The 20,846-nt window shown below is 72.0% G+C and carries 18 protein-coding genes and 1 pseudogene; 10 read left to right on the top strand and 9 right to left on the bottom strand.

Annotated elements, in window-relative coordinates:
- Positions 1–207 precede the first annotated feature (207 nt).
- From ACFYY6_RS02435 to ACFYY6_RS02450, 4 genes are all read left to right on the top strand, one after another.
- A complete protein-coding gene (locus ACFYY6_RS02435) occupies positions 208–882 on the top strand; it encodes a response regulator transcription factor (protein WP_351517767.1) in 675 nt (224 codons plus the stop codon).
- Between the two features lie 285 nt (positions 883–1,167).
- A complete protein-coding gene (locus tag ACFYY6_RS02440) occupies positions 1,168–3,123 on the top strand; it encodes a 2-oxoacid:acceptor oxidoreductase subunit alpha (protein ID WP_351627641.1) in 1,956 nt (651 codons plus the stop codon).
- Positions 3,116–4,174, top strand: coding sequence for a 2-oxoacid:ferredoxin oxidoreductase subunit beta (locus ACFYY6_RS02445; protein WP_073785380.1), 1,059 nt, complete (start codon positions 3,116–3,118; stop codon positions 4,172–4,174). The genes ACFYY6_RS02440 and ACFYY6_RS02445 overlap by 8 nt, the downstream gene beginning before the upstream one ends.
- A gap of 102 nt (positions 4,175–4,276) precedes the next feature.
- The gene (locus tag ACFYY6_RS02450; RefSeq protein WP_351627645.1) at positions 4,277–6,262 is read left to right on the top strand and encodes an APC family permease; all 1,986 of its coding nucleotides are present in this window, start codon (positions 4,277–4,279) and stop codon (positions 6,260–6,262) included.
- A 70-nt stretch (positions 6,263–6,332) separates the two neighbouring features.
- Here the strand turns inward: ACFYY6_RS02450 and ACFYY6_RS02455 are convergent, their stop codons facing one another.
- On the bottom strand, positions 6,333–6,737 hold the full coding sequence (locus ACFYY6_RS02455) for a helix-turn-helix domain-containing protein (RefSeq protein WP_351517762.1): 405 nt from the start codon (positions 6,735–6,737) through the stop codon (positions 6,333–6,335).
- Between the two features lie 172 nt (positions 6,738–6,909).
- Here ACFYY6_RS02455 and ACFYY6_RS02460 point away from each other — a divergent pair, with 172 nt between their 5' ends.
- The 5 genes and pseudogenes from ACFYY6_RS02460 to ACFYY6_RS02480 all read left to right on the top strand — a co-directional run bounded on the left by ACFYY6_RS02460 (position 6,910) and on the right by ACFYY6_RS02480 (position 11,643).
- Positions 6,910–7,812 (top strand): SDR family oxidoreductase, encoded by a 903-nt coding sequence (locus ACFYY6_RS02460; RefSeq protein ID WP_351627651.1) that lies wholly within the window; start codon positions 6,910–6,912, stop codon positions 7,810–7,812.
- Positions 7,813–7,925: 113 nt separating this feature from the next.
- On the top strand, positions 7,926–8,975 hold the full coding sequence (gene rarD / locus ACFYY6_RS02465) for an EamA family transporter RarD (RefSeq protein ID WP_389191296.1): 1,050 nt from the start codon (positions 7,926–7,928) through the stop codon (positions 8,973–8,975).
- A 71-nt stretch (positions 8,976–9,046) separates the two neighbouring features.
- Positions 9,047–10,655 (top strand): annotated as a pseudogene (locus ACFYY6_RS02470) (FAD-dependent monooxygenase).
- Positions 10,656–10,777: 122 nt separating this feature from the next.
- Complete coding sequence (locus ACFYY6_RS02475) at positions 10,778–11,326, top strand: hypothetical protein (RefSeq protein ID WP_351517756.1); 549 nt, start codon at positions 10,778–10,780, stop codon at positions 11,324–11,326.
- 83 nt (positions 11,327–11,409) lie between these two features.
- A complete protein-coding gene (locus tag ACFYY6_RS02480) occupies positions 11,410–11,643 on the top strand; it encodes a hypothetical protein (RefSeq protein WP_351627656.1) in 234 nt (77 codons plus the stop codon).
- A gap of 122 nt (positions 11,644–11,765) precedes the next feature.
- Here the strand turns inward: ACFYY6_RS02480 and ACFYY6_RS02485 are convergent, their stop codons facing one another.
- The 3 genes from ACFYY6_RS02485 to ACFYY6_RS02495 form a co-directional block, all read right to left on the bottom strand.
- Positions 11,766–12,383 (bottom strand): CGNR zinc finger domain-containing protein, encoded by a 618-nt coding sequence (locus tag ACFYY6_RS02485; RefSeq protein WP_351627659.1) that lies wholly within the window; start codon positions 12,381–12,383, stop codon positions 11,766–11,768.
- A 142-nt stretch (positions 12,384–12,525) separates the two neighbouring features.
- Positions 12,526–12,921 carry a VOC family protein gene (locus tag ACFYY6_RS02490; RefSeq protein WP_351517752.1) on the bottom strand — a complete coding sequence of 132 codons (396 nt, stop codon included), beginning with the start codon at positions 12,919–12,921 and terminating at the stop codon, positions 12,526–12,528.
- A 16-nt stretch (positions 12,922–12,937) separates the two neighbouring features.
- Positions 12,938–13,933, bottom strand: a complete 996-nt coding sequence (locus ACFYY6_RS02495; RefSeq protein ID WP_351517750.1) for a nitroreductase/quinone reductase family protein — start codon at positions 13,931–13,933, stop codon at positions 12,938–12,940.
- Positions 13,934–14,327: 394 nt separating this feature from the next.
- On the opposite strand from ACFYY6_RS02495, the gene ACFYY6_RS02500 reads away from it, so the two are divergent.
- Positions 14,328–15,143 (top strand): HAD family hydrolase, encoded by an 816-nt coding sequence (locus ACFYY6_RS02500; RefSeq protein ID WP_389191300.1) that lies wholly within the window; start codon positions 14,328–14,330, stop codon positions 15,141–15,143.
- 56 nt (positions 15,144–15,199) lie between these two features.
- Here the strand turns inward: ACFYY6_RS02500 and ACFYY6_RS02505 are convergent, their stop codons facing one another.
- The 5 genes from ACFYY6_RS02505 to ACFYY6_RS02525 all read right to left on the bottom strand — a co-directional run bounded on the left by ACFYY6_RS02505 (position 15,200) and on the right by ACFYY6_RS02525 (position 20,816).
- Positions 15,200–15,820 (bottom strand): TetR/AcrR family transcriptional regulator, encoded by a 621-nt coding sequence (locus ACFYY6_RS02505; protein ID WP_351517748.1) that lies wholly within the window; start codon positions 15,818–15,820, stop codon positions 15,200–15,202.
- A 222-nt stretch (positions 15,821–16,042) separates the two neighbouring features.
- Complete coding sequence (locus ACFYY6_RS02510) at positions 16,043–17,029, bottom strand: ABC transporter permease (RefSeq protein ID WP_351627668.1); 987 nt, start codon at positions 17,027–17,029, stop codon at positions 16,043–16,045.
- Positions 17,016–17,981 carry an ABC transporter ATP-binding protein gene (locus ACFYY6_RS02515; protein WP_351517745.1) on the bottom strand — a complete coding sequence of 322 codons (966 nt, stop codon included), beginning with the start codon at positions 17,979–17,981 and terminating at the stop codon, positions 17,016–17,018. The genes ACFYY6_RS02510 and ACFYY6_RS02515 overlap by 14 nt, the downstream gene beginning before the upstream one ends.
- 199 nt (positions 17,982–18,180) lie before the next feature.
- Complete coding sequence (locus ACFYY6_RS02520; protein WP_389191303.1) at positions 18,181–19,482, bottom strand: outer membrane lipoprotein carrier protein LolA; 1,302 nt, start codon at positions 19,480–19,482, stop codon at positions 18,181–18,183.
- Between the two features lie 326 nt (positions 19,483–19,808).
- Positions 19,809–20,816, bottom strand: coding sequence for a polyprenyl synthetase family protein (locus ACFYY6_RS02525; protein WP_351517741.1), 1,008 nt, complete (start codon positions 20,814–20,816; stop codon positions 19,809–19,811).
- Positions 20,817–20,846 lie beyond the last annotated feature (30 nt).

The raw sequence follows: 20,846 nt of genomic DNA on the forward strand, positions 1-20,846 counted from the left end.
CCCGAAATCAAGCCTGTGCGGGGGCCGGGCACACGAATCCGCGAATACGGCGAATACTGGGATGCTGAACGCCGTACGGACCGGCCCGCGAACGGCGCGGGACCGGCAGGCGGTACGGAACCGGCAGACGATGTGCGGGACCGGCGAAGAAGGCGCGGCACCGGCGGCGACGTGCGGGACCGGCGATCAGTGGGGGAACAGGAAGTCATGGTGGAGGACAGGGTGCGGGTGGTCATCGCCGAGGATTCGGTGCTGCTCCGCGAAGGGCTCACCCGGCTGCTGACCGATCTCGGGCACGAGGTCGTCGCGGGTGTGGGCGACGCAGAGGCGTTGATCAAGACAGTGCGCGATCTCGCCGGCCAGGACGCGCTGCCCGACGTGGTGGTCGCCGACGTACGGATGCCGCCGACCCATACGGACGAGGGGGTCCGGGCGGCCGTGCGGCTGCGCAAGGAGTACCCGGGCATCGGGGTCCTGGTCCTTTCGCAGTATGTCGAGGAGCGGTACGCGACCGAGCTGCTGGCCGGTTCCAGCCGAGGTGTCGGTTATCTGCTCAAGGACCGCGTCGCGGAGGTCCGCGAGTTCGTGGACGCGGTGGTCCGGGTGGCGCGGGGCGGCACGGCGCTGGACCCGGAGGTGGTGGCGCAGCTGCTGGGCCGGAGCCGCAAGCAGGACGTCCTGGCCGGGCTGACGCCGCGCGAGCGGGAGGTGCTCGGTCTGATGGCCGAGGGTCGGACGAACTCCGCGGTGGCCAAGCAGCTGGTGGTGAGCGACGGGGCCGTGGAGAAGCACGTCAGCAACATCTTCCTGAAGCTGGGCCTGTCCCCCAGTGAGGGGGATCACCGCCGGGTGCTGGCCGTGCTGACCTATCTGAACTCCTGATGAGCTGACACTCTGTCAGGTATTCGCCGCGCCGGGGTGGGGTTCGCCGCCTCCGGGCAGGAATCCCGCCGGCGGGGTCCTACAACCAAAGAATGAACGCACAGCGTCTTCGTCGAACGACTTGGGGGGTTCGCGAAATATGACAAAGCGGTACGGAATCGCGTCTCATAACCATGTCCACCATGTGACCGGTCCAGGGAAGGCGACCCTTACCGTCGTAGGGTGGGCCCTGGGACCGTCGGCGGGCCGGCCGGTCCCGAGCCGCCGCGAGGGAGGTCCAGTTCAGTGACCAGCCAGGTCAGTAGCCCAGCCGGACAGGCCGACGAGGCCGACGAGGCACTCGCCGGGGAGCAACGTGCCCTCGGCGCCGGTCACGCGAGCTCCGGGGACAAGGAAGTCCGTCGCCTTGATCGTGTGATCATCCGGTTCGCGGGTGACTCGGGTGACGGTATGCAGCTCACGGGTGACCGTTTCACGTCGGAGACGGCATCGTTCGGGAACGATCTGTCGACGCTGCCGAACTTCCCGGCCGAGATCCGGGCTCCTGCCGGGACCCTGCCGGGCGTCTCGTCGTTCCAGCTCCACTTCGCGGACCACGACATCCTCACCCCCGGCGACGCCCCGAACGTCCTCGTCGCGATGAACCCCGCCGCACTCAGGGCGAACATCGCCGATGTACCCCGCGGCGCCGAGATCATCGTCAACACCGACGAGTTCACCAAGCGCCCCATGGCGAAGGTCGGCTACGACAGCAACCCCCTGGAAGACGGCTCGCTGGACGGCTACAGCGTCCACCCGGTGCCGCTGACCACGCTCACCATCGAGGCGCTCAAGGAGTTCGGGCTCTCCCGCAAGGAGGCCGAACGCTCCAAGAACATGTTCGCCCTGGGCCTGCTCTCCTGGATGTACCACCGGCCCACCGAGAACACCGAAGCCTTCCTGCGGGCCAAGTTCGCGAAGAAGCCGCAGATCGCGGAGGCGAACGTGGCCGCGTTCCGGGCGGGGTGGAACTTCGGTGAGACGACCGAGGACTTCGCCGTGTCCTACGAGGTCGCGCCCGCCACCCGCGCGTTCCCGGCGGGTACGTACCGCAACATCTCGGGGAACCTGGCCCTGTCCTACGGGCTGATCGCCGCCTCCCGCCAGGCCGACCTGCCGCTCTACCTGGGCTCCTACCCGATCACCCCCGCCTCCGACATCCTGCACGAGCTGAGCAAGCACAAGAACTTCGGTGTGCGCACCTTCCAGGCCGAGGACGAGATCGCCGGCATCGGCGCCGCGCTGGGCGCCGCGTTCGGCGGATCACTGGCCGTGACCACCACCTCCGGCCCCGGTGTGGCACTGAAGTCGGAGACGATCGGCCTCGCGGTCTCCCTGGAGCTGCCGCTGGTGATCGTGGACATCCAGCGCGGCGGCCCGTCGACCGGTCTGCCGACCAAGACCGAGCAGGCCGACCTCCTCCAGGCCATGTACGGGCGCAACGGTGAGGCGCCGGTACCGGTCGTGGCACCGCGCACCCCGGCGGACTGCTTCGACGCCGCCCTGGACGCCGCCCGCATCGCCCTGACCTACCGCACCCCCGTCTTCCTCCTCTCCGACGGCTATCTGGCCAACGGTTCCGAGCCGTGGAAGATCCCCGAGCCCGACGAGCTGCCCGACCTGCGGGTCCAGTTCGCCACCGGCCCCAACCACACCCTGGCCGACGGCACCGAGGTCTTCTGGCCCTACAAGCGCGACGAGCAGACCCTGGCCCGGCCCTGGGCGGTGCCCGGCACTCCCGGTCTCGAACACCGCATCGGCGGCATCGAGAAACAGGACGGCACCGGCAACATCTCCTACGACCCCGCCAACCACGACCACATGGTCCGCACCCGCCAGGCGAAGATCGACAACATCGCCGTCCCCGACGTCGAGGCCGACGACCCGGACGGCGCCCGCACCCTGGTCCTGGGCTGGGGCTCCACCTACGGCCCCATCACCGCCGCCGTCCGCCGCCTGCGCACCGAGGGTCACCCCATCGCCCAGGCCCACCTGCGCCACCTCAACCCCTTCCCCCGCAACCTCGGCGAGGTCCTGGCCCGCTACGACAAGGTGATCGTGCCGGAGATGAACCTCGGCCAGCTGGCCACCCTCGTCCGGGCCAAGTACCTCGTCGACGCCCGCAGCCACACCCAGGTCAACGGAATGCCGTTCAAGGCCGAACAGCTCGCGACGGCCCTCAAGGAGGCCATCGATGCCTGACACCAACCAACTCCTCCAACTGGTGCCCAAGGCCGAGGCCAAGCAGTCCATGAAGGACTTCAAGTCCGACCAGGAAGTGCGCTGGTGCCCCGGCTGCGGCGACTACGCCGTCCTCGCGGCCGTCCAGGGCTTCATGCCCGAGCTGGGTCTGGCCAAGGAGAACATCGTCTTCGTCTCCGGCATCGGCTGCTCCTCCCGCTTCCCGTACTACATGAACACCTACGGGATGCACTCCATCCACGGCCGCGCCCCCGCCATCGCCACCGGGCTCGCCACCTCCCGCCGCGACCTGTCCGTCTGGGTCGTCACCGGCGACGGCGACGCCCTCTCCATCGGCGGCAACCACCTCATCCACGCCCTGCGCCGCAACGTCAACCTCAAGATCCTCCTCTTCAACAACCGGATCTACGGGCTGACCAAGGGCCAGTACTCCCCCACCTCCGAGACCGGCAAGATCACCAAGTCGACGCCGATGGGCTCCCTCGACGCCCCCTTCAACCCGGTGTCCCTGGCCCTGGGCGCGGAGGCGTCGTTCGTCGCCCGCACCATCGACTCGGACCGCAAGCACCTCACGAGCGTGCTGCGCGCCGCGGCGGACCACCCCGGCACCGCGCTGGTGGAGATCTACCAGAACTGCAACATCTTCAACGACGGCGCCTTCGAAGCCCTCAAGGACAAGGACCGCGCCCAGGACGCCGTGATCCGCCTCGAACACGGCCAACCCATCCTCTTCGGCGCCGACGACTCCAAGGGCGTCGTCCGCGACCCCGCCACCGGGGATCTGGAAGTCGTCGAGGTGACGGACGGCAACCGGGACCGCGTCCTGGTCCACGACGCGCATGCCGCGTCCCCGACGACCGCGTTCGCGCTCTCCCGGCTGGCCGACGCCGACACCCTGCACCAGACCCCCATCGGGGTGCTGCGCAGCGTCGAGCGCCCGGTCTACGACACGCAGATGGCCGAACAGCTCGACGCCGCCGTCGAGCGGAACGGCAAGGGCGACCTCTCCGCACTTCTCGCGGGCAACGACACCTGGACCGTCGTCGGCTGACTGCCGGTCACGAGCGTCCGCGATCGCCGGACGGGCTGAAATTCCGGCCCGTCCGGCGTTTGCGTACCGGTGGACCACCGTCCGGGCCCCCACCATGTGGCCATGACCTCGGACCGTCCGGCCTACGACCGTCCCACGTTCGACCGTCCCGCGTACCGCGTCAAGCGGCGTCTGCTCGGCCGACCGCTCACCACCGAGCGCATCAGCGAGGAGAAGCTGAACAACCGGACGGCGCTCGGGGTGCTCGCCTCCGACTGCATCAGTTCGTCCGCGTACGGCTCCGAGGAGATGCTGCGGGTCCTCGTGCCCGTCGTCGGTGCGGCCGCGTTCACCATGCTCATGCCGGTGACCGGCGCGATCCTGTTCGTTCTGGTGCTACTGACGCTCTGTTACAGCGATGTCGTGATGATCTACACCCGCGCGGGCGGTTCGTATGTCGTCGCGCGGGAGAACTTCGGGCCGGACGTGGCGCAGATCGCCGCCGTGGCCCTGCTCGTCGACTACATCGTCACCGTCGCCGTGCAGGTCTCGGCCGGCACCAACGCCCTGATCTCGCTCGCCCATCTGGTCGGCAACGAATTCACCGGCCTGGACCACCTCCAACTGCCGGTGTCCGTCGCCGTGATCGTGATCCTGGCGTACGGAAACCTGCGCGGGGTCCGCGAGGCGGGGCGGGCCTTCGCGCTGCCCGCCTATCTCTTCGTGGCCGCGGTCGGTCTGATCCTGCTGGTCGGGACGGTGCGCGGGCTCACGGGCGGACTGCCGCACGCCGATCTGCGCGCCGAGGGCGTGGTGCCGGTCGGTACCCCGGGCGACGGCTGGCTGTACGGGGCCTCGCTCTTCATCGTGCTGCGCTCGTTCGCCAACGGGGGTTCGTCGCTGACCGGCCTGGAGGCGATCTCCAACGGCATCTCCACGTTCCGCGAACCGCAGGGCCGCAACGCCCGTCGCACCCTGATCGCCATGAGCCTGATCCTGGGCGTCCTCGTGCTGGGGGTGTCCACGATGGCGCACTTCACCCATGCCGTGCCGTACGTGGACGGCACGCCGACCGTCATCGCGCAGGAGGCGCATCTGGCGTTCGGCGACGGACCGCTGGGCACGGCCGGGCTGGTCTTCGTGCAGCTGGCGACCGCGCTGGTGCTGTACACCGGCGCCAACACCCCGTTCACCGGCTTCCCGTACCTCGCCAGTTTCGTCGCCAGGGACCGGTTCCTGCCGCGGCAGCTGACCCGGCGCGGGCACCGGCTGGCCTTCTCCAACGGCATCATCTCGCTGGCCGTGGTCTCGCTCGCACTGCTGCTGGTCACCGGCGCCAGCGTGGACCGGCTGGTGGCGCTTTACGCGATCGGCGTGTTCACCGCGTTCACCATGGCCGGGTCCGGGCTCGCCGCGTACCACCTGCGCCGTCGCGAACCGTACCGGCGGCTGAAGATCGCCGTCAACGTCATGGCCGCGGGCGTCTCGGCCGCGGTGGTGCTGATCTTCGCGATCACCAAGTTCACCGAGGGTGCCTGGCTGGTCGTGGTCGTCTTCCCGCTGGGCGTGTGGGCGTTGATGCGGATCAACCGCGAGTACCGGCGCGAGGCGGCCGCGTTGCAGAACTTCCCGGCCCCGGGCATCGGCCGGGAGCGGTACCGCCGCCATCTGGTCCTGGTCCTCGTCGAGTCGCTGGACCTGGCGACGCTGAAGGCACTGCGGTACGCCCGTGAGCTGCACCCGGACGAGATCCGCGCGGTGCATTTCGCGATCGACGAGGCGTACGGCCGACGGCTGGCCACCCGGTGGGGAGCGACGTCCGCCACCTCCGTGCCGCTGGAGCTGGTGGCGTGCCCGGACCGGCGGCTGCGGCACGCGATGCTGCAGCTCGCCTCCCGCACCACGGAGGACGGGCAGACCTGGCTGACGGTACTGGTGCCCCGGCGGACGTACCGCAATGTACTGGGCAAGCTGCTGCACCGGGGCACGGGCGAGCAGATGGCGAAGACCCTGGCCCGGCTGCCGCACGTGGCGGTGACGATCCTGCCGTTCGACGTGTCGTGGGCGCTGCGGCAGTTGGAGGAGGGGCGCGCACCGCAGCTGGACTGACCAACGACGACCGTGTGCAGCGGCCGGGGCGCGAGGAGAGGGCGGCGAGCCCGTCCGCCTCCCGGGGCCGCTACCCCTCGTGGGCCTTCCGCCGGTCGTACGTCTCGCGCGCCGACTGCACCGCGTCCAGGCTCCGTTCCGTCCAGCGGGCCAGCGCCCACACCTGCTCGGCGGCCTCCCGGCCCAGCAGAGTGAGCGAGTAGTCCACCCGGGGCGGGATCACCGGCTTCGCGTCCCGGTGCACGAAGCCGTCGCGCTCCAGCGTCTGGAGGGTCTGGGCCAGCATCTTCTCGCTGACCCCGCCGACCTGGCGGCGCAGTTCGCTGAAGCGGTACGAACGCTCCAGCAGGGCGGCGAGCACCAGCACCCCCCAGCGGCTGGTGACGTGTTCGAGCACCAGCCGGGAGGGGCACATCGGCCGGTTCACATCGGGTCTGCGGTCCTCGGGCCTGGAGTCCACGGCGCTCGCACTCATGCCAGTACCTTACTTCAAAGTGGGTACTTTCCATTAGTTAGTACCCCTCTTAGGGTGAGCCGCAGAGCCCGGACGCAGAAGAGCCCGGACGTCGAGGAACACGGACCGGGACCAGCGCCGCCGAAGGCTCCGAAAGCGCGGAAGCACCGAAAGCAGAAAGCAGAGAACCCTCATGAGCATCGTTGTCACCGGAGCCACCGGAGAGCTCGGCCGCCTCGTCGTCGACCGGTTGCTCACCACCGTGCCCGCCGACGAGATCGCCGCCGTCGTCCGGAACGAGGAGAAGGCGGCCCCGCTCGCCGCCCTCGGTGTAGGGATCCGGATCGCCGACTACGACCGCCCCGAGACCCTGAAGGACGCGTTCCGGGCCGGTGACCGCGTCCTGCTCATCTCCGGCAGCGAGGTCGGCAGGCGCGTGCCGCAGCACACCGCCGTGATCGAGGCGGCCAGGGCGGCGGGGGTGGCGCAGCTCGCGTACACCGGCATCCTGGGCGGCCCCGACGCCGACTTCGAGCTGGCCGCCGAGCACAAGGTCACCGAGCGCCTGATCCTCGACTCCGGGCTGCCGTACACCTTCCTGCGCAACGGCTGGTACACCGAGAACTACACCGCCCACCTCGGGCCCGTCCTGGAGCACGGTGCGGTCGTGGCCAACGCGGGCGACGGGCGGGTCGCCTCCGCCACCCGCGCCGACTACGCCGCCGCCGCGGCGGCCGTCCTCACCGGCGAGGGCCACATCGGCGCGGCGTACGAGCTGAACGGCGATGTCGCCTGGTCGTTCGCCGAGTACGCGGAGCAGGTCGCGAGGGCCACCGGCAAGGAGATCGTGTACCGGCACGTCCCGGCCGCCACGCACCAGGAGATCCTGGTCGGCGCCGGTGTCCCCGAGCCCTTCGCGGCGATCCTCGTCGACGTCGACGCCGCGATCGAGCGCGGGCTGCTCGCCGGTGCCGGCGGGGACCTGGCCCGGCTGATCGGCCGCCCGACGACACCGCTCGCCGAGACGATCGCCGCGGCGGTCGCCGGGACGGACGGCGCGGCGGTCGCCGGGACGGACGCCGGGGCCGGGGCGTAACCCCACCCACCGGACAGAGACCGCTGCGTCATGGCCGTATCGTCATACGGTCATGACACAGGGCGTCCGGCGGCGATACCGTCGCGCGGGTCGGCGCAGCGCCCGCCCCAGACATGCCGGGAGGAGCCGTGAGGTCGGTGGGGTCCATAGGGTCCGCGGGGTCCACGAAGGGAACGAACGAACAACGGGCCGGACTGCTGTCCGGCATCGGCGCCTACGGACTGTGGGGCATCGTCCCGCTGTTCTGGCCGCTGCTGAAACCCGCGGGCGCGATCGAGATCCTCGCCCACCGCATGGTCTGGTCCCTCGGGGTCGTCGGCATCGCGCTGCTGGTGCTGCGCCGCTGGTCCTGGATCGGCGAGCTGGTACGCCGGCCGCGGAAGCTCGGCCTGATCACGGCCGCGGCGGCCGTGATCACGGTCAACTGGGGCCTCTACATCTGGGCCGTGAACAACGGCCATGTCGTCGAGGCGTCGCTGGGCTACTTCATCAACCCCCTGGTCACCATCGCCATGGGCGTCCTGCTGCTCGGCGAACGGCTGCGCCCGGCGCAGTGGGTGGCGGTCGGCACCGGGGTCGCGGCGGTGCTGGTGCTGGCGATCGGCTACGGGCGGCCGCCGTGGATCTCGTTGACGCTGGCGTTCTCCTTCGCGACGTACGGCCTGGTGAAGAAGAAGGTCGCCATGGGCGGGCTGGAATCACTCGCCGCCGAGACCGCCGTGCTGTTCCTGCCCGCCCTCGGCTATCTGCTCTGGCTGGGCGCGCGCGGCGAGTCGACGTTCGGCTCCGAGGGGCCCGGCCACGCGGCGCTGCTGGCCGCGACCGGTGTCGTCACGGCCATACCGCTCGTCCTGTTCGGGGCGGCGGCGATCCGCGTGCCGCTGTCCACGCTGGGCCTGTTGCAGTACCTGGCACCGGTGTTCCAGTTCGTGCTGGGCATTCTGTACTTCCACGAGGAGATGCCGCCGGAGCGATGGGCCGGGTTCGCCCTGGTCTGGCTGGCCCTCACCCTGCTGACATGGGACGCGCTCCGGACGGCGCGGCGGACGAGGGCCGAGGCGGCCCGGACCCTGGCAGCGCGGACGGCGGCACAACCCTCCCCCTCGGCATCGCCGTCGGCCGGGGACCCCGCCTCGCCCTCCGCCACCTCCCCGGCACCATGACCGGGTGACACAAAGATTACTCGGTTGCGTTTTGCTGGGCGTCCACGAAACCCCTGACCGAGGAGCCCCGCGTGTCCCCAGCCGCACCCGCCACCCAGGTACTGATCGTCGGCTCGGGCCCGACCGGCCTGACCCTCGCCTGCGATCTGGCCCGTCGCTCCGTCGACGTACGGATCATCGACAGGTCGCCGGAGTTCCCGCGCAGTTCACGGGCGAAGGGTCCCAACCCCCGCTCCCTGGAGGTGCTGGCGGACCTCGGGGTGGTGGACCGGGTGCTGGCGGCCGGTTCGGCGCCGCTGCCGATGCGCAAGTACCGGAACGGGCTGCCGGTCGCCGACGCCGACCCGTACGGCGCGTCGCGTCCGGCGCCCGACACCCCGTACGACCATCCGCGGCTCATCGCCCAGTGGCGGCTGGAGGAGATCCTCCGCGACCGCCTCGCGGAGTACGGCGTCCGTGTGGAACTCGGTTCGGAGGCGGTCGGGCTGACCCGGCACGCCGACTCGGTGACCGTCGGGCTCGCCGACGGCCGGAACATCGGGGCGCGTTACGTGGTGGGCTGCGACGGCGGCCACAGCCCGGTGCGCAAGATGCTGGGCGTCACGTTCGAGGGGACGGCCGAGGACCGGATGATGGTCTGCGGGGACGTCACGGTGGACGGCCTCGACCGCGGCCTCTGGCACCAGTGGTTCGACGAGGACGGCGCCGTGATGCTGTGCCCGACCCCGGGCACGCGATCGGGCTGGCGGTTCCAGGCGGGTCCGGAGCTGGACGCGGCGGGCGCCCCCGTACCGCCCTCGCTGGAGAGCTTCCGCCGGCTCCTCACCAAGCACACCGGGCTGCCGGGCGACCGCATGTCGCGGGCCGAGCTGCTGTCCACGTACCGGGTCAACGAGCGCATGGCCGACCGCTACCGGGTGGGCCGGGTGCTGCTGGCCGGGGACGCCGCGCACGTGTATTCCGTCGCGGGCGGGCTGGGCATGAACACCGGGATCCAGGACGCGTTCAACCTGGGCTGGAAGCTCGCCCTGGTCGTCGCCGGGCGGGCGGCCCCGGGTCTGCTAGACACGTACGAGGAGGAGCGACTGCCGGTGGCGGCGTGGACGCTGGGCCTGACGGCCGAGCAGTTGCGGACCGTGCTCGACGCGGTCAAGGAGCCGGGCGGCGGCCTGGACGGTGGTCACCGCGGAGACCATGGGGCTGGGGCCGGACGGCGGCTACCCCTGGAGTCCGCTCTCCCGCGACACCCGCCGCACCGCGCACTCCCCCGCGGCCCCGGTCACCGGACCGGTCACCGAACCGGCCACCGGCCCACGGGCGGGCGACCGGGCCCCGGACGCCCCCTGCCTCGACATCGCGACGGGTGCGTCGACCCGCCTCTTCGAGGTGTTCGCCGGACCGCACTTCACCCTGCTGGGCTTCGGTCCCGGTACGGCGCAGGCGCTGCGCGCGGCGGAGGCGGACCACGGCGACCTGCTGCGGGCGACCGGCGTGGACGCGGGGGCACGGCACGGCCTGAACGACGTGGCGGGCCACGCCCGTTCGGCGTACGGCGTCGAACGGGACACCCTCGTCCTGGTGCGCCCGGACAACCACATAGGGCTGATCGCGCCCGCGGAGGACGGCCGCGCCGTCGGCGACTACCTGGACCGCGTCGTCGGCGCCGGACCGGACGCCTGACACCGCCGGGGGCGGGCCTACTGCATTCCGCACAGTGTTCCGTACGGCATTCAGGCGGGCTTTGACGGCGTCACGGTGAGGCATCGCTGAACTACCAGCCGTTTATATTCTTCTGACATGCCATGAGCCGATCCACGCGCATGTCCGGGGCCGTCCGCGTGCTCCTGCGTACCGTCGTCGCGACCCTGTCCACGCTGTCGTTCCTCGTCGGCCAAGCCTCGCCCACGGCGCACGCGGCCGACGGCACGGAGCGCGCCCGGCCGGCCGGCCGCGAGCCGGGCGGTCCGGGTCCCCGCCTCCAGGACGGCCGTTCGCACCACGCCCGGACGCCGGGGAACCGGACGGCCTCCCCGGCGCCCGCACGTGTCCCGGCGCCCGCGCTCGTCGCCGACCCCGCGCGCCCCCGCTTCGCCGCCGCGTACGCCGACGGCCCGATGAGCACCGGCGTGCTCGCGACGGGCGCCGGGGAGGCCCCGCGAAGCTCCGGAGTCCCGAGCATCCCGGCGTCCGTGGCCGGGGACCGGGGCCACCTGGTGCCGAGCGCATCGGGGGCCGGTCACCCCGGGCTCTCCCACGCGGGTCTCGCGTTCACCACGACCGGTCTCCTGGCCGTCGCCTGGGCCGTCGGGGGCGGCGGCCCCCGCACGATGCGGCGCGGCGACCGGGGCTGAGCGCGCCCGACGGGGGCCGGGGGCGTGGAAGCGGTCGGCGGCCGTCCGGTCGGTCCGGGGTCCGGAGCACCCGATCCGCGGCCGTGTCGACCAGGGCAACCCGGCGAGCAGGACGGCTCGGCGCGCACCCGAGCCTGGACGACGTCGCCCATGTCACCGTCACGGCCGCCCCGGAGGCGGTCGCGGCCGAGATCTCCCTGCCCGCCCGGACCTCCCCGACCGACGCCCCGGCCTCCCCGACCGACGCCCCGGCCTCCCGGACCGACGCCCGGTCAGCCGTACGCGGGTCGCCCGGTGAGCCGTGCCGCTCGGCGTGAGCCGTATTCGTCCGGCGTGAGCCGTGCCGCTCGGTCGGTGAGTCGTGCCGCTCGATCAGTGAGTCGTTCCGCTCGGTCGGTGAGTCGTGCCGCTCGGCCGGGCGCGGCGCTGACGCGGCCCCTCAGCCGGTGGTGGCGTGCCGGGCGCGGTGGGCGCGTACCTTGTGGAGGTTTCCGCAGCGTTCCATCGCACACCAGCGCCGTCGGCCCGGGCGCGAGGCGTCGACGAAGACCAACGCGCAACGGTCCGAGCCGCATTCGCGCACGCGGTCGGCGTACGGCCCGGTGAACAGCTCCACGGCGTCCCGCGCCACGGTCGACAGCAGGGCCGTTCCGGTCGCGCCCGGGGCCCAGCCGAAGGCACCGGACGCGGCGTCGACACGAGGGACGAGCGGCGGTTCGGCCGCCGCCGCGTTGACCGCGCCCAGCGCGCCCGGGTCGAGCGGACGGCCGTGCGCGCGGGCGGACGCCAGCTCCCACAGAGCGGCGCGCAGCGCGTGCGCCCGGCGCAGTTCCTCCGGGCTCACCTCCGGCGACAGCTCGCCCGGCAGTCGGCATTCGCCCGCCCAGTGCACCAGGTCGGCGGGGGTGCGCAGCACCTCGTACGCCGCGTACCGCGCGCACCCGCCGGTGGGCAGCAGTTCCAGGCACAGGGCGCCGGGATCGAAGCGGTAGGGACGGCCCTCCGGGGTATGGAGAACCAGTCCCGGGGGCTCCTTCGCGGGCTCGGTCGCAGTCATGTAACCAGGATAAGCGGTTTCCGCGAGCGGACGGCCTCACCGGTACCGGCTCCCGGGGCGGGCTGCGGGGCCTGCGCCCGGGGCCCGTAGCCCACCTCATCCCCGACCCCGGCCCCGGCCCTGTCCCCGGCCCGACCCCGGCTCAGTCCGCCGCCACGTCCTGCGGGTACCAGCGCAGCTCGACCGTGTTGCCGTCCGGATCACGGACGTACACCGACTCCGCCGTGCCCCGGGCGCCGGAGCGGCTGACCGGGCCCTCCAGCACGGTGAAGGTGCCCGAGTCGATGACCTGCCGCCAGTCCAACGGCTCGACGACCAGACAGATGTGGTCGACGTTCGACTCGGAACGCGGCCGCTCCAGCAGATCGATGATCATCGTCGGGCTGACCCGCACCGACGGGAACGGGAACTCACCGGCCCTCCACTCGTCCACCATCATCGGCTCCAGGCCGAGCGGGCCGCAGTAGAACTCCAGCGCCCGCTCGACGTCCCGCACATTGAGCACCAGATGATCGAAGTCCTTGACTCTTACTCGCACGGCACAACCTCTCGACTCAGCCATTGACATGGGGTTCGGATGCTTCGGACGGTTCGGTGGGTCCGGTCCGGGCCGGTCCGGCCGTAGGAACCTCGGGGTCCGCGGGGGCCGGGACGGGCGGAGGCCAGGGAACCTCGGCCAGCAGGGGCAGGAGCCGCTCCTCCTCGTCGTCCAGATGCGCGTTCAGCTCCACCGACATCCTCTCCAGCTCCGCGCGGAAGCGCGCGGGGTCCGCGATGCCGATGCCCGCGAGCAGCGCGACCAGCTCGTCCTGAATACGCGCGATCGACCGGTGCTCCTCGGCGAGCCGGGCGAACGTGTCGGCCAGGTGCGGGTGGTGGCGGGCGATCCCGGGGAACAGGTGCGCGTCCTCACTGGTGTGGTGGAACCGCAACGACTGGCAGAACGCCAGGCACCGCTGCCGGATCTGGAGGCCCAGGCCCGGGGACGGCGGTTCACCGGGACCCTGGTGGGCCGCCCGCGCGGCGAGGTGAGCGTCGGCCTCCGCCCTGACCTGGCGCAACTGGCCCCGCAGCCAGGTGTGCACCTCCATGAGCTTGTCGGCGAGGCTGACGGTCTCCGCGGGCGCCTCCCAGCCCTCGGGTTCGGCGCGCTCCAGGGCCACGACCGGCAGGATCCGGGCGGTACGGGCCTGGTATTCGGCGTACCCGGGCGCCGCGCGCACCACGTGCGCGAACAACGCGTCGCGCCGCGCCCCCTCGGCGGGGACCGCGAGGGCCTCGAACGTACGCGTGCCGAGCTCGACGCGTACCACCGGGTGTGCGAGCAGGTTGTGGTACCAGGCGGGGTGCGACGGGGCTCCCTGGTCGGAGCCGACGACCAACGGCGTGTCGCCGTGACGGACGTAGCCGAGCGGGGTCGTGGTCTCCCTCCCCGACCTCGCGCCGGTGGTCGTCAGCAGGAGCAGGTCGGCGCCCTCGAAGGGACCACCGACCCTTCCCCCGTTGGCGCGGAACTCGTCGATGACGGACTGGTCGAAAGATGTGGGCATGCGTGTGCTGTCTCTCCGGAGATGGGGACGAGGCCGCGGCGCGGCGGCCGCGGCAACGGCTGGACGTGACGTGATGCGCGTGCGGCTCACACCGCGGCGGGAAGACCCCGGAGGGCAGGGAGCGCCCAGGGAGCACGGAGATCCCGGAGGGCACGAGGAGCCCGGAGGGCGGAGAACGCCGCGCGGCGGCCGCGCGGCATCAGAAGGAGGGCACGGAGTACGAACTACTCATGACGGAACCCTTGGATGAAGAGTGTTCGCCCGGTCGTCGGCCGGCCCACTGCTCTTTGGCCGACGTCACGCGACACCGGTTTCATTACACGCAGCCTGCCGTCTCCTGTCAACGCGGCATGTGAGACCACGGGCGGGCGCGTCGAAGAACGGAGCCCCGACCATGTCCACCCCACCCCCTGCCCATGCCCTCGTCGCCACGGACCTGGACGGCACCCTGCTGCGCCGCGACGACACCGTGAGTCCCCGCACCCGCACCGCCCTCGCCCTGGCGGCCCGCGCCGGGGCCCGGCACCTCGTGGTCACCGGACGGCCGGTGCCCGGCGTACGGCGGCTCCTCGCCGGGCTGGACTACCGGGGCCCGGTGGTCTGCGGGCAGGGGACCCAGCTGTACGACGCCGGGACGGGGCGGATGATACGTACGGTCCCACTGGACCGAACGGCAGCTGGGGCCGCGCTGGGAAAGATCGAGGCCCAGGTGGGGCCGGTGTTCGCGGCGGTGGACCAGGACGGTGCCGACGGTCGGACGCTGATCGAACCGGGCTACGTGCTGCCGCATCCGTCCCTGCCCGCCCAACGCACCCGCCGACGCGCCGAACTGTGGTCCGCGCCCGTCATCAAGGTGCTCGTCCGGCACCCGCGGCTCACCGACGACGAACTCGCCGACGCGGCCCGCTCCGCCGTCGGCTCTCTCGCCTCCGTCACCCACTCCGGGCCGGGCACGGTCGAACTCCAGCCGTACGGGGTCGACAAGGGAAGCGGCCTCTCACTGGCCGCGGAGTTCCTGGGCGTGGACGCCCGCAGCGCGATCGCCTTCGGGGACATGCCCAACGACCTGCCGATGTTCCGCGCGGCCGGTCACGGCGTCGCCATGGCCGACGCCCACCCGGACCTGCGGGCAGCGGCGGACGAGGTGACGTCGTCGAACGAGGACGACGGGGTCGCCGAGGTGCTTGAGCGGGTGTTCGGCCGGACCTGAACCGGCTGCGCGGCCCGACCGCGGGAACTGGCCACCGCCATCTCCCGCCCCGGCCCTCAGCCGACGCCCTCCGGTACCCCGACCTCCTCCGGCGCCCGCGCCCCCAACGCCCGCAGCACCTGCGCGACCAGGGCCGCGACCGTCTCCTCGTCCGGCACCGGCTTGCGCAGCACGTGGCGGTAGTACACCGGCGCGTACAGCATCTCCACCGCCAGCGGCAGATCGGCGTCGGCCGGGATCTGACCCTGCGCCTGGGCGCGGCGCAGACGGGCGACCGCCTCCTCGAAGCGGGGGTCGACCAGCTTCGCCCTGACCGTCTCCGCCAGGGCGTCGTCGTGATGGACCTCGGACAGTATCCCGGCGTACGCGGGGCCGAAGGGCGGCGTGGACAGCAGCCGCACCGCTCCCATCAGGTTCTCCCGCAGGTCGGCGGCGATGTCCCCGGTGTCGACGAACGGCGTGGTGCCGACCAGGGCGTCGGTGAACGCCTCCAGGATCACCGCGCTCTTCGCGGGCCACCAGCGATAGATCGTCTTCTTGCTGACACCCGCTCTCGCCGCGATCGCCTCGATGGTGACACGGCCGTACCCCTTCTCCGTGCACAGTTCGAGCGCGGCTTCCAGGATCGCCCGTCGTGATCTCTCGCTGCGGCGCAGTGAACTCGGCGATGTGATCATTCGGTGAGCATAGGTGCGTTCGTACCCGCCCTTGTTGACAGCCCGTCGCCACAAGTCGAACAATGCTGAGGCGGAAACGGAACGTGCCGTGTCGCATAGTTCCCGCTGTTCGCACCGTTCGCACCGTTCGCGCCGCGACGAGCCGATCGGGGGACGGCTCGCCCGGCCGACGGTGCGGGGCGGTGTTCCGTGGCCCATGACCCGCACTCGACGCACCATGCGTCAGGACGTGATGTCCTTCGCCGTGAAGCGGGCCCAGGCCGCCGAGCCGAACACCACCGCGTACAAGCCCTGAAGGCCCAGGTTCTTGGCCAACTCGTCCCAGTAGACGGGTGCGCGCAGCAGGTCGGCGTACGACATCCAGTAGTGCGGGAAGAGATACGGGTGGATGCCGCTCAACTGCGGGATCGTGTCGACGATCTGCACGGTGATCAGCAGGCCCACGGTCGCGGCCATCGCCGCGATCCCGCTTCCGGTGAGGGTCGACACGAACACCCCGAGCGCCGCGAAACCGATCAGCGAGGCCGCGACCGCCAACGCGATCAGACCCGCCCTCAGCAGCCCCTCGCCGAAGCCGATCCGGGTCCCCGAGATGGTGGTGACATCGCCGACGGGGAAGAGCAGGGCACCCGTGGCGAGTGCCGAGAGCGCCACGACCAGGGTCGCGACCAGGCAGAACGCGAGGACGGAGGCATATTTCGTCAGCAGCAGGCGACTCCGGCCCGCCGGGGCGACCAGCAGATAGCGCAGCGTGCCCGCGCCCGCCTCCCCGGCGACCGAGTCGCCCGCGACGACCCCGACGGCCATCGGCAGGAAGACCGGGAGCGTCACGGCGAGGGCGGCGAAGACCAGGAAGAGGCCGTTGTTGGTGACCTGGGAGAGGAACGCGGGCCCTCCCGCGCCGTCGCCCGGCCCGGGTGAGGAACCGTGGCCGGTCTCGATCCGCACCGCGATCCCGATCAGTACGGGAACGGCGGCCAGCACCCCGAGCAGGGCCAGGGTGCGCCATCGGCGGAAGGTGATGGTCAGTTCGGAACGGAGGAGTCCGAGCGTCCACAGCCGCCCGCGCGCCCCGGTGGTCCCGGTGGTCCCGCCCGCCCCGTTCGCCGCCCCGGTGGTCCCGGTGGTCCCGCCGACTCCAGTGGTCTCCCCGATCCCGGCGGCCCCTCCCGCTCCGGCGCGTACGCTTCCTGCTTCAGCCCGCGACATCGAATCCCTCTCCGGTGAGTGCGACGAAGGCGTCCTCCAGCGACGCCCGTTCGACGCCGAACGACCGCACGCGCACACCGGCACGCACCAGCGCCGCGTTGAGGTCCGCGAGTTCGACGTCCCCCGGTGGCGCGTCGGCGCTCACTCGCTCGCCGTCGACGGTGATGCCGGCGAGGGCCCGTTCCTTCAGGACGCGGGCGGCCTCGTCCGGGTCGGGGGTCGTGACGGCCAGTCGGCCCCGGGCGCCCGCCGCCAGCTCCGCGACCGGACCCTGCGTGACCAGCCGCCCGCCGGCCATCACCGCGGCGTGCGTGCAGACCTGCTCGATCTCGTCGAGGAGGTGGGAGGAGAGGAAGACCGTGGTGCCGTCCGCCGCCAGTTCCCTGACCAGGGTGCGGATCTCGCGCATGCCCTGCGGGTCGAGGCCGTTGGTCGGCTCGTCGAGGACGAGCAGACGGCGCGGCCGGAGCAGGGCCGCCGCGAGACCTAGACGCTGTTTCATGCCGAGCGAGTACGCCCTGGCCTTCTTCCCCGCCGCCGGGGCCAGCCCGACCCGGTCCAGGGCCTGTCCGACCCGGGCCCTGCGGGTGCGCGGATCGGCGGTCGGGTCGGCGGAGTCGTAACGCAGCAGATTGTCCCGGCCGCTCAGGAAGCCGTACAGCGCGGGCCCCTCGATCAGCGCCCCGACCTGCGGAAGCACCGTACGGGCCGCGCCCGGCATGGCCCGGCCGAGCACCTGGGCCGTGCCGGACGTCGGCTCGATCAGGCCCATCAGCATCCGGATCGTCGTGGTCTTGCCGGAGCCGTTCGGACCGAGGAAGCCGAAGACGCTGCCCGCGGGAACGGCGAGGTCGAGGCCGTCGACGGCGGGCCTGCCGCCGCTGTAGCGCTTGGTGAGGCCCCGTGTCTCGATGACCGGGCCCGGCTCGGGCGTGTTTCCGGGCCGTGTCATGCGTGCTCCCCTCGGTCGGGCCGACCGGGACCGGCGGACCGGTACCGGACGGCCCCGGATGTGCGAACAGGCCCGGACGGCCCAGGGCGTCCGGGTCCCGGCTGTGCGCGGGGGCCCGTGCGGACGGACCGCCCCGCCGTACGGAGCGTACGACGGGGCGGGTGAACGACGACGGGGCGGCGTGCCGCGCCCCGCGGCGTCAGGAGGCGCCGTTGGCCGCCTCGACCAGGGCGGCCGGCGTGACCGCGCCGACGTACACCTTGCCGTTCTCGGTCATCAGCGCGTTGACCAGGCGGGTCTTGAAGACCGTGCCCGAGCCGAACTTGCCGGAGACCTTGTCGCCCAGCGCCTCCAGGAACTGCTGCGCCTCGGGCGGCATGTCGTCGCCCGACGCCTTCGAGGGAAGCCCGACGCCGCCGGGAACGGTGATCTCGGCGATCGCGTTCCAGCCCTCACCGATGACCTTCGGCTCCTTGAACCCCTCGGCGCCCTCGATCCCGTCGGTGCCCCCGGCACCGCCGCCGGGCACGCCGACGCCCGGGAGGAGGCCGAGGCCCTGGGGCCCGTCGGCCTTCCGCTGCGTCTTCGCCTCGTCCGCCTCGGTCACCTCGGTGCCCTTGGGCGGGGTGAACGTGAACGAGGAGGCGGCCGGCTTCGCGAAGTCCACCTGGGTGAACCCGGCGTCGACGACGGCCTTGCCACCGCCGCTCGGCAGCAGGGTGAACTTGAGCGGCACGCCGTTCTTCGCGTCGACCGCGACCGTGACCGAGCCGACCGTGGAACCGCTCTGCTTCGGCTTGACGACCAGCTTGTACGCGTCCCGCCCGGCGACCCGTGCCGTGCCGTCGACCGTCACCGATGTGGTGGGGCCGGCCGCCTTCAGGACCTCCTCGGCGAGCGCCTTCGGCGTGGTCGGCACGGTGGAACCGGGAGCCGGGGTCCGACGCCCGTGCTCGCCCGCGGCGCCCTTCCCGTCCGCCGCGCCGCGCTTCTCCTCGGCGTGGTACGCCTGGTTGCTGCCGCTGTCGTACGCCCAGACCTCGTCGCCGTTGCGGATCAGGCTGTACTCCGCCGCGTTCTCCAGGATGGAGAGCCGCTGCCGGTCGGGGCCGTCGGCGGCGATCCGCAGGGTGTGCGTGCCGGATGCCAGCTCCGTCAGCTTCTCCTGCGGATCGGCGCTCGAACCGCCCTTGCCGCCGGGCGCGCCGCCCTGGGCGAAGGAGCCGGCCAGGCCGCCGAGCGAGGGAAGGCCGAGGTCCGTGCTGATCCGGACCGTGCCGGAGAGCTGCTGGGTGTCCGAAGCGGCGATCTTCTCGATGAGCTGCTGTGCGGTGATCTCCGGCAGATCGGGGTCACCCGTGCTCGCGAGTGCCGGGACCAGCCCGATCGTCGCGGCCGCCACCCCCGCCACCGCGACCGGGACGATGTAGCGTGCCGCCTTGCGGCGGACCGTGGTGTCCGCCGCCCCACTCTCGGTCGCCGCGTTGTCGTTCGGTGCCATGTATGCCCTACCTCCGTGGTCGGCGGCTTCCGTCCGGATGCACGCGTCCACCCCGCGCCGCCATTCTCACCTGATTCGTTCAGGAGTGGATGTACTCCATCCGACCAAATCGACGGCGCGAAGGCGTCAGCCCGGGGAAGCAACTCCGCCTACCCCTTCGGTATGACAGGGCTCGCACCGACCCCACCCGACCCGTAGGGGCAGGCACGTATGACCACAGACATACGCGCCCGCGGGCGCGCGGTGCGCCACGGCGCTCGGCACGGGGAAGGCCGTGCCCCGGCGCGCGGTGCATCACCCCGTCGCGCCCTGCCGCATCCCGGCTTTCAGCCGGCGCGGTGCACCACCGCGTCGCACATCTCCGCCAGCGCGGCCTTCGCGTAGCAGTCGGGCAGCGGGGCCAGCGTCCGGCGCGCCTCCTCCGCGTACCGGACGGTGTCCCGCCGGGCCTGCTCCAGCGCCGGGTGGGCGCGCAGCAGGCGCAGCGCCTCGGCGTGCCGAGCGTCGTCGGCGAGGCCGCCGTCGAGGAGGGCGACCAGCTCCAGGTCCTCCGGCCTGCCCTCGGCCTTTGCCCGGGCCCGCAGATGGAGCACCGGCAGGGTGGGGATGCCCTCGCGCAGATCGGTGCCGGGGGTCTTGCCGGACTCGTGGGAGTCGGAGGCGATGTCGAGCACGTCGTCGGCGAGCTGGAAGGCCACGCCGAGCCGCTCCCCGTACTGGGTGAGGATGTCGACGGCCGACTCGTCCGCACCGGCCATCAGCGCGCCGAACCGGCAGGCCACAGCGATCAGCGAGCCGGTCTTGCCGCGCAGCACGTCCAGGTAGTGCTCCACCGGGTCGCGGTCGTCCGGGCCCGCGGTCTCCAGGATCTGGCCGGTGACCAGCCGCTCGAACGCCTCGGCCTGGATGCGTACGGCATCCAGGCCGAGGTCGGCCAGCATGTGCGAGGCGCGGGAGAAGAGGAAGTCGCCGGTCAGCACGGCCACCGAATTGCCCCAGCGGCTGTTGGCGCTGTCGACGCCGCGCCGCACCTCCGCCTCGTCCATCACGTCGTCGTGGTAGAGCGTCGCGAGATGGGTCAGCTCCACGACGACGGCGGCGGGCACCACGCCCGGCGCGTGCGGGTCGCCGAACTGGGCGGCGAGCATGGCCAGCAGTGGCCGAAAACGCTTGCCCCCGGCGCGTACGAGATGCTGCGCGGCCTCCGTGATGAAGGGCACATCGCTCTTGGTGGCATCGAGCAGCCCGGACTCGACAGCAGCCAAACCGGCCTGGACATCGGCCTCAAGAGCGTGGTCCCGCACGCTCAGTCCGAACGGCCCGACGACGGTCACGAGGGGATCTCCTGTCTGCTGACGATCACA

The organism is Streptomyces sp. NPDC001750 (assembly GCF_042892615.1).
GTDB lineage: Bacteria > Actinomycetota > Actinomycetes > Streptomycetales > Streptomycetaceae > Streptomyces.